Consider the following 8,576-nt stretch of genomic DNA (forward strand, 5'->3'; position numbering starts at 1 on the left):
TTTATTGATATCTTTAATGTGGCTGATGATTTCAATCAATTTGAGTCATGTCTTGCTCTCCAATACACTGTAATATCTACCCACTTAATACCACTTCTCATAATAGCAGGCTGAGCTGCGGGAATGAAAAGGCATTGGTTTAAGTACTCTGGAGGCAAATATGGCAGGATCAACGGACATTCTACTGACAATTACTGAGCTGAGCTCCGGGCTGGAAGCGTCGGGTTTCGGGCTGTTAACCGGGACTTTGCGATCCGGTGAGCATCTGGCGATATCGGGAGGTTCTGGTTGCGGTAAAAGCAGTTTGTTGTTGGTACTGGCCGGGTTGCGTCCACCGGTTCATGGTGTTTTTAGCTGGCAGGGTCGGGATGTTTCAGCTGATGATCTTGCCTGGTGGCGACAGCAGTTCTGCTATCTGCCCCAAGAGCCTGTTATGGGGGCCGACACCATTGGTCAGGTCCTTCGACTACCGTGGACGCTGAAAGCGATCTCGGCGTCTGTTGACTCGCCTGCTACACAGACTCCTCTCCCTGAGCCAGATGATACATTGTGCCGTGAAGCGCTGGACCGGGTCGGTTTGACGCAGCCACTTGAGTATGCGGTTTCCCAGCTTTCTGGTGGTGAAAAGCAACGGCTGGCGATAGCCCGGGCACTGCTGATGCAGCGTCCGTTGTGGTTATTGGATGAACCCACCTCGGCACTGGACTCTGCCAGTCGTGACAAGATCATAACGCTACTGGATACGGTGGCTCCGGCAAGGGTGTCGGTGTCTCATGATCCGGTCTGGCTAGCTGCCAGTGACTATCAACATCGCATGGAGCTGAGCAATGAATAATGCAATTGAGATCAGCAATGTGGCACTGGCTGGATTTTATCTGTTATTACTCATTCCGCTGTTTCTTTTTCATCGCTGGCAACTGGGCTTAACCCGAACGCTGATTGAAGCCGTATTGCGTATGACTTTACAGTTGGCGGTTGTGGGTATTTACCTGCAAACGTTGTTTGACTGGCAGAATCCAGGCTTGAATGTGTTATGGCTGACTGTGATGGTTTTGATTGCCGGTTTCAGTATTTGCCGCAGAGCTGAGATGAATGTTCGCAAAGTGCTGCCTGCGGTGTTGTTGGGGCATGTCGTTGCGCTTGTTGTTGTCTTACCTGCAATGCTGGCAGGGGCAATTCAGGCAGAGCCCTGGTGGCAGGCACAGTATATGATCCCGGTCGCGGGTATGTTGTTGGGTAATTGCCTGACGGCGAACGTGCTGGCGCTCGAACGTTGGTACAGCAGCCTGCGTGAAAAGCAGAATGAATATCAGTTTTATCTGGCGTTAGGCGCGCCCAATCCGGGTCAACCTTTTATTAAAACGGCGGTGAAAGCGGCATTGGCCCCTCAGCTGGCTACAATGGCGACCTTAGGTATTGTCAGCTTGCCGGGTATGATGACAGGACAGATCCTCGGCGGTACCGAGCCGATCCTGGCGGTGAAATATCAGCTGGTGATCATGGTGGCCATTTTCATTGCGGGCATACTTTCTGTTACTACATGTCTGGCGTTTGTCAGCCGCTTTGCGTTTAATCGCTATGGGCAGCTGACACTTTGAGTCGAGATTATTACTGAGCCTGTCGCACTAACCACTCTTTAAAACAGTTCACTGCGTTGGAATGGTGATGCTGAATTAAGTAGTAGCCAGCGTTGGCATTGATTGGTTCAAAGGGCGAGACCAGAGTTCCATTTGCAAAATCATCTTCTACCAGGGCACAACGTGCCATCGCGACACCTAATCCGGCTGCTGCGGCAGCCATTGCCATGTCAGTTCGGTTGAAGAAGTGGCCTTGGTGGCTGTCGGTGTCGATTTTCATGGTGTTAAACCAATAACGCCATTCATGATCTTTGGCCACATCACGCCAGGGCATTGCATCGTGCAGCAAAGTGACAGAGCGCCAGGTATTGCTGCTCTGCCAGTCAAATTTCGCCATATAGTCGAGGCTCATTACCGGTAGTAATTGTTCATGTATCAGCAGTTGGGCATTGGGGTTGGGATAGGGTGTCTGGCCGTAATCGATAGCCAGATCAAAATTGTTATCGCTGTGATCAACCAGCGCACCTTCAGCAAAGGTCTGTACTTTGATATCTGGATACTGGTTATAGAAATCCTGAAGCCTTGGTACCAGCCATTTGAATGCAAAAGAGGGTGTTATTTTCAGATGTACTTCACCTTCAGCAATATTGCTACTCTGTAGCTGGTTGATAACCGTGCCGATGTCTTTCAGGCTTTTATTGACGACTTTATAGAGCTGGTGGCCTTCCTCGGTAAGCCTGATCCCTCTTGAATGGCGTTCAAATAGCGGAAAATTCAGCTGTTGTTCTAACTGTCGGATCTGCTGGCTGATCGCCCCTGTCGTAATATGCAGGTGAGTCGCGGCCTGAGTAAAGCTGCCGTAATTGGCTGCGGCTTCGAATGTGGCTAAACCTGTCAGTAAGCTTCCTCTGATCCGCACTATCTTCCCTTCCCGCACTCAGTCTTCAGTAATACTAAACACAGATAGTAATAAATATCGATTGTTAAGCAAATGTAAATCTCGCATTCTGCGATCATTCTTTTGCTATTGATAGGTAAGACACCAAATGGAAGTTATCGTATTAGGCTGCGGGGTTATTGGATTAACGTCGGCATGGTATCTGACACAGGCCGGTCATGATGTGACTGTGATTGATCGTCAGCCAAAGAGTGCAGAAGAAACCAGTTTTGCTAATGCCGGGCAGATTTCTTATGGCTACTCCTCCCCTTGGGCGGCCCCTGGTATTCCGACTAAAGCGTTAAAGTGGCTGGTACAAAAACATGCCCCGTTGAAGATCAAACCCAGTGTGTCACCGGAGTTGTATGTTTGGGCATCTAAGATGCTGGTCAATTGCAGCCAGGCGCGTTATCAGATCAATAAATCCCGTATGTTACGGGTGGCGAATTACAGCCGTGATTGCCTGATTGAACTGAGAAAGCAACAATCGATCAACTATGAAGGCCGTCAGCAGGGTACGTTGCAACTGTTTCGTAATGAGGCCCAGATCGAGGCGGTAGCGAAAGACATTAAACTGCTGGCAGAGAGCGGCACCCGTTATGAGGAGCTGAATGTGGAAGGTTGTATCGCGGCAGAGCCGGGACTGGCGAAAGTTCGGGAAAAGATTGTCGGCGGGTTGCGTTTGCCTGACGATGAAACCGGAGATTGTTATCAATTCTGCCAGCAATTAACGGAACTGGCGGAGCAAGCCGGAGTGAAGTTTCGCTTTGATGTTGACGTTCATCGGTTGAAGCAGGGTAACGGTAAGATTGAGTCGGTATTGACCAGTGCGGGCGAGCTGAAAGCGGATGCTTATGTGGTGGCGATGGGCAGTTACTCTGCAGCAATACTGGCCCCGTTAGGCTTGTCAGTTCCGGTTTATCCGGTTAAGGGGTACTCACTGACAATACCGGTTAAAGACGGCAGCCTGGCACCAGTTTCAACCGTGATGGATGAAACCTATAAAGTGGCAATGACCCGTTTTGACCAGCGAATTCGAGTGGCAGGTACTGCTGAGCTGGCAGGGTATGATGTGAGTTTAACGGAGAAGCGCAAAGCGACTATCGCGATGGTTATTCAGGACTTGTTTCCTGAAGGCGGTGATATGAGTCAGGCTGAGTTCTGGACGGGCTTGCGACCAATGACACCTGATGGCACCCCGATCATTGGGAAAACGGCACTTGCCAATTTGTTCACTAACACCGGCCATGGCACCCTGGGCTGGACGATGGCCTGTGGTTCAGGTCGGTTCCTGGCTGATGTGGTGAGCGGGGTGACACCGGATATTGATCCTGCTGGCCTGGGGCTCTCTCGTTATTAAACTGAACTAAAGAGCGCGTGACCAAAGATCGCTTAGCAGTTGCCTTTTTTGGCCTGGCCCGGAGGACAAAAGCTGCCATTGCTACTATTTTTGTGGTTACTATCATTGGTCGAGGCTCTAATATTTACACCATCAACCTCGCCTTCAACATGAGTCAGCTGGCAACCGCTTAAAAGCAATATCGAGGTTAATGCTATAAATACAGTTAACTTTTTCATTGTGACCTTAGGTGGAATTAAAGAGAAACAGACTCGGTCACTGTAGTGTATTTCTCTTTGACGATTGTTAGGCCCGTGTCAAATGAGGCTGTTATCCTGACAAAGCAGATAAAAAAATAGCCACATTACGTGGCTATGAAATCTTATTATTCTTCTTGAGGTTACTTGGGTATATAGGTGTTACCTAGCCAGATAACGTTGTTTTATTATTTGTATATCAACATGTTACATGTTGTTCTTCTAACGTCGTTGATAATAATATAAACAACAGAGAATGATAGTCCCCATTTGGGGACAATGTCCTGTTTTATACCAATCGGGATAAAACAGGACATTGGTATTACTTGTGGCGTTTAAAATGCTAAGTTGATTATCGAGTTGTTTGATGATCAACGGTCGAAGACGCAGGATAAAAAGCAGGGCTGGCCATCAGTTTGGCAACCAGTTCATTTTGACGGGTCGTGTCGGTTTTTTTCATCACGCGCTTAATATACGTTCGTACCGTCTCATACGATAAGAAGTGTAAATCGGCGATTTCTGCCGGGGAGCGGCCACAGACCAGTTCGCAGCACACTTTTCCTTCGTTTTGGGAGAGATCGAATAAATCACGGAGGATCTGTAAATCCAAAGTGGGTTGTTGATCGCTGTTATAAATAAAAATGGCGAGGCCTTTGTCTGCTCCGTTGGTATCTTGAACCAATGGGGTCAGGGTTAAAGCCAATGCCGGATAGCTGTCTGAAATCAGATGAAGTGTTTGCACGCTGCTCTCGTCTAAGCAACGTTGAATCGCTTGCTGTACTTTGCCGTTTTTACTTGCGGCGGTCCATTGAATACGTCGGTTGACGATTTTCAACGGTGAAGATTTAGTCAGAAAGTTATCAGCTTTTTGATTGCAGTGACACACGTTGCCAACATCATCTAGCAGTATTACAGGCAGTTGGATTTGATTGAAAAGAAGCTGGGTTAACAAGCGTTGTTTGTCTTGGGCAATTTTAATATGGAAGAGCTGCGTTGCATGCTGCATATGGGGGATTAATTTTTCGAGCAAAGCCTTTTCGTCCGGGGTAAATGCACCTTGCTCTTTGCTGCGATGGAAAAACATCTGACTAACCCATTCCTCGTCGGTGGCCAGTACTGCGCCGATCACATAACGAATGTTTAACGCACCGCTTAAGCCCTGAAAAAAGTCCGGGTGGGTTATTTTGACTGCTTCAGCTTTGGCGTCATCAGCTGTGATCAATGTTCCGGGTGGAGAGTTTGTCAGTTCTTGGATAAGAGGATCTTGCTTTTCAAAATTTTCAAAAAACAGAGAAACATCTGAAATATCAAGGCCATCCATCCAGATAACTTTCACCTCATCGGTGTTGTTATTTACCATAATAATGGCACCGGAAAGCAAATTACACTTTTGTATTAGTTCGCTCAGAAAAGGTTTGAAACCTTGCGGATCCACCAGAGAACTATAGAGTGATTTAACGAGTTCGTCATAGTTCAAGTTCTTCATACACGTCCCAGTTTTCTTCTTATTATGCTTTTTAATTATAATATATTGCTTTAAATTATAAATGTATCAGATTTCTGTGAGGCAACATTGTAGCTAGCGCACAACTTCTCAATATTATATTGCTTGGTATAAACTCAAATGCAGTTATTAATTCCAGATGTAGCGCTATAGGTGGCTTGGTATTTTTGGTAATTAAAAATAATAGCGGTCAAATGCTGCGACCAAGAAGTAAGTTGAAGTTTTAATTTTATTTTCCAAATGCTTATTTTAATTGTTTTACAGCGTGGTGAAAGAGTTCGTAGCCGATGGGTTGCTGCGGCTCATCATCTTCATCCGGCAAAATTTGTGATGCGTAATTAACTGTAATAACAGTAATGGCGAAGGAGGTGAATAACTATATAAAAGAAGGCTAATAATGATTAGCCTCTGGGTATAGGTTAATCATTAAAACGTTCGTCTGTCTGGCTAGTGAGCCGTTGCAGAGGGAGCGAAATTTTCGGCTCAAAGCCAGCCTGCTGTGACAGATTAGCCAATGCCGGAGTCAGCATTAACAACTGCTGTTTAACCCGCTTACGTAATGTATCGAATGATTCTGGCGCTACCAGCCGTTTACCGTTTAGCATTACCGGCTGCAATAATGGTTGTCCGTTTTCAGGCTTTTCTGTTTCAAGGCAAAGCTGATCGAAGGCCAGTTGGCCATCGCCTTTCACATGGCGATAAACCTGCTTGCAGCCAGGCCAAGTCGCTTTACCGTGAGATCGTTTACGACGCGCTATTCCCGCGTATTCCTGTAGCTTATAAGCACAATTGAGAAAAGGAGCATCTTCCGAGGTCGTCAGGCTGGTTCCAATACCGTAACCATCAATAGGTGCCTGTTGTTGTCCTAAGTGTTCGAGCAAATATTCATCGACACTGCTACTGGCAAAGATACCAATTTCAGAATGACCGGAACGATCGAGAAGCTCCCTTACCTTGACGGCCTCGTTCCCCAGCTCACCGCTATCGATCCGCACGGCCTTGACCGATTTACCTCCGGCTTTTAACTGCTCAGCCAATTTAATGACCCGTTCAGCACCACGACAAGTATCGTAGGTATCGATCAGCAATACTAGGTTATCCGGCTGGCTGTCTGCAAAATGACGGAACGCTTCAGTTTCCGAGTCATGGGCCTGAATATAAGCATGTGCCATCGTGCCAAAAATCGGAATATCATATTGCTGACCAGCAAGAACATTCGACGTACCATCAAAGCCCGCAATATAGCTGGCACGGGATGCCTGCATCCCTGCTTCTGCGCCGTGGGCGCGACGCAGGCCAAAATCGACCAACAGCTTATCGGCAGCAGCAAGCCGGCAACGTGCGGCTTTGGTCGCGACCAGCGTTGGTAACTGCAGCAAATTAATCAACCGTGTCTCGATCAACTGCGCTTCCGGCAGAGAGGCAGTTATGCGCACAACCGGCTCATTGGCAAAAAAGATCGTCCCTTCCGGCATCGCATCTACTTGCCCGGAAAACCGGAATTTACTCAGGTAATCAATCAGATTACTGCGGAAAAAACCGCTGTTGGCCAGATACTCCAGTTCTTCATCGCTGAACCGAACCTGTGTAAGAAAATCCAGTAACGGCTCCAATCCGGCTGCCACCATAAAGTTACGCCGTGACGGAAGTTTTCGCACAAAAAATTCGAAAACCGCCTTATCATTCATGCCATGATCAAGGTAGCTCTGCACCATCGTAAGCTGGTAAAGATCGGTTAGCTGCGGGCTCTCATTTAATGTCATTCTCCAGTGCCTCCACCCGAATACCGGTGGCTCCGGCCCTTTTCATCCGGGCTATCGCATTATCATCATCACCGGGATTCAGGTTTACACCCCGTATAGCATCCTCCAGCAGAACCACATCAAAACCTTCCCTGATCCCATCAAGTACCGTATTCAAAACACAGTAATCGGTTGCCAAACCACCAATAAACAAGCGTTCACAACCTTTGGTACGCAACTGCTTACTTAGATCTGTGCACGTAAAACCCGAGTAGCTATTTAATGTTGGCGTGTCGTCCTTAGAGATAATCTCTACATCTTCAGGCAGCCGTAGTTCCCCGGCAAACTCGGCACCATGACTATGCTGCACACAATGAGTTGGCCAGATACCGCCATAATCTTTAAAGGAGCAGTGATTCAACGGGTGCCAATCACGGGTAGCAATAACCGGTAATTGCCGTTTCTGAAAGACTTTGATATAGCAGTTAAGCACAGGTACCACCTGATCTCCATCTGGTACAGCCAGACTTCCACCAGGGAGGAAGTCATTTTGCACATCTACCAGAATCAATGCATCCTGCGCTGTCAGTTTAAGTGAGCTGTGGCTATTCATGGTGTAATTTCCACGTGTTATTTTTGCGCTTTTACCTCAAGGTTAGTTCATTTTGATGTACCCACTCTATTAACTCGAACCTGATTTTTTTTGATTAAAAAATGTTCACGATCTAACCCTGAGTTTTGCCATCTATCTAACTGGCATATGAAAAACTGCAACCTACTTCAAGTATTTCAGAGTTGCGCTAATCCTTTGTGCAAATAAGCTCATAATCAGTATATGCTAACCGCGTATATGTGTGCTATTGCTTATTTGAGGGGTATAAGATGTCTGGTGTATTAGCGATGATACTGGCTGGTGGAGAGGGTTCAAGATTACGCCCCTTAACGGAGTGCCGCAGTAAACCCGCAGTACCATTTGGTGGGAGCTACCGGCTTATCGATTTCGCATTAAACAACTTTGTTAATGCGGATTTTCTACAGATCTATGTGCTAACTCAATTTAAGTCACAGTCACTCAACCAGCACATGAAAAAGGGTTGGAGCCTGTCTGGCATCACAGACCGGTTTATTGACCCGATCCCGGCGCAGATGCGTAGGTCAAAGAGCTGGTATTCCGGTACTGCCGATGCGATTTATCAGAATATTGGCTTTATAGAAATTGC

At 47.0% G+C, this 8,576-nt stretch carries 9 protein-coding genes; 4 read left to right on the forward strand and 5 right to left on the reverse strand.

Going from position 1 to position 8,576, the window contains the following annotated elements:
- The first annotated feature begins 160 nt into the window (after positions 1–160).
- Both L4D76_RS07350 and L4D76_RS07355 read left to right on the forward strand, forming a co-directional pair.
- The gene (locus L4D76_RS07350) at positions 161–835 is read left to right on the forward strand and encodes an ATP-binding cassette domain-containing protein (protein ID WP_428440264.1); all 675 of its coding nucleotides are present in this window, start codon (positions 161–163) and stop codon (positions 833–835) included.
- Positions 828–1,598, forward strand: coding sequence for an ABC transporter permease (locus L4D76_RS07355; RefSeq protein WP_428440265.1), 771 nt, complete (start codon positions 828–830; stop codon positions 1,596–1,598). The genes L4D76_RS07350 and L4D76_RS07355 overlap by 8 nt, the downstream gene beginning before the upstream one ends.
- 10 nt (positions 1,599–1,608) lie before the next feature.
- On the opposite strand, the gene L4D76_RS07360 is transcribed toward L4D76_RS07355, so the two are convergent.
- The gene (locus L4D76_RS07360) at positions 1,609–2,499 is read right to left on the reverse strand and encodes a LysR substrate-binding domain-containing protein (protein WP_428440276.1); all 891 of its coding nucleotides are present in this window, start codon (positions 2,497–2,499) and stop codon (positions 1,609–1,611) included.
- A 124-nt stretch (positions 2,500–2,623) separates the two neighbouring features.
- Here L4D76_RS07360 and L4D76_RS07365 point away from each other — a divergent pair, with 124 nt between their 5' ends.
- Positions 2,624–3,874 (forward strand): D-amino acid dehydrogenase, encoded by a 1,251-nt coding sequence (locus tag L4D76_RS07365; RefSeq protein WP_428440266.1) that lies wholly within the window; start codon positions 2,624–2,626, stop codon positions 3,872–3,874.
- A gap of 32 nt (positions 3,875–3,906) precedes the next feature.
- Here the strand turns inward: L4D76_RS07365 and L4D76_RS07370 are convergent, their stop codons facing one another.
- From L4D76_RS07370 to L4D76_RS07385, 4 genes are all read right to left on the reverse strand, one after another.
- Positions 3,907–4,092, reverse strand: coding sequence for a hypothetical protein (locus L4D76_RS07370; protein WP_428440267.1), 186 nt, complete (start codon positions 4,090–4,092; stop codon positions 3,907–3,909).
- A gap of 370 nt (positions 4,093–4,462) precedes the next feature.
- Positions 4,463–5,596 carry a helix-turn-helix transcriptional regulator gene (locus L4D76_RS07375; RefSeq protein WP_428440268.1) on the reverse strand — a complete coding sequence of 378 codons (1,134 nt, stop codon included), beginning with the start codon at positions 5,594–5,596 and terminating at the stop codon, positions 4,463–4,465.
- Between the two features lie 437 nt (positions 5,597–6,033).
- Positions 6,034–7,377, reverse strand: coding sequence for a nicotinate phosphoribosyltransferase (locus tag L4D76_RS07380; RefSeq protein WP_428440269.1), 1,344 nt, complete (start codon positions 7,375–7,377; stop codon positions 6,034–6,036).
- Positions 7,364–7,969: a nicotinamidase gene (locus L4D76_RS07385; protein WP_428440270.1), complete on the reverse strand. Its 606-nt coding sequence runs from the start codon at positions 7,967–7,969 to the stop codon at positions 7,364–7,366. Before L4D76_RS07385 ends, L4D76_RS07380 begins: the two co-directional genes overlap by 14 nt.
- Before the next feature lie 269 nt (positions 7,970–8,238).
- Here L4D76_RS07385 and L4D76_RS07390 point away from each other — a divergent pair.
- Positions 8,239–8,576: sugar phosphate nucleotidyltransferase (locus L4D76_RS07390; RefSeq protein ID WP_428440271.1), on the forward strand; the 338-nt coding region annotated here is incomplete at its 3' end.

Origin of the sequence: Photobacterium sagamiensis (assembly GCF_050337085.1) — a bacterium.
Taxonomy (GTDB): domain Bacteria; phylum Pseudomonadota; class Gammaproteobacteria; order Enterobacterales; family Vibrionaceae; genus Photobacterium; species Photobacterium sagamiensis.

Excerpts from the sequence above, each read along its gene's own strand:
- L4D76_RS07350 (WP_428440264.1), top strand. The coding sequence starts at position 161 with ATGGCAGGATCAACGGACATTCTACTGACAATTACTGAGCTGAGCTCC.
- L4D76_RS07355 (WP_428440265.1), top strand. The coding sequence starts at position 828 with ATGAATAATGCAATTGAGATCAGCAATGTGGCACTGGCTGGATTTTAT.
- L4D76_RS07365 (WP_428440266.1), top strand. The coding sequence starts at position 2,624 with ATGGAAGTTATCGTATTAGGCTGCGGGGTTATTGGATTAACGTCGGCA.
- L4D76_RS07370 (WP_428440267.1), bottom strand. The coding sequence starts at position 4,092 with ATGAAAAAGTTAACTGTATTTATAGCATTAACCTCGATATTGCTTTTA.
- L4D76_RS07375 (WP_428440268.1), bottom strand. The coding sequence starts at position 5,596 with ATGAAGAACTTGAACTATGACGAACTCGTTAAATCACTCTATAGTTCT.
- L4D76_RS07380 (WP_428440269.1), bottom strand. The coding sequence starts at position 7,377 with ATGACATTAAATGAGAGCCCGCAGCTAACCGATCTTTACCAGCTTACG.
- L4D76_RS07385 (WP_428440270.1), bottom strand. The coding sequence starts at position 7,969 with ATGAATAGCCACAGCTCACTTAAACTGACAGCGCAGGATGCATTGATT.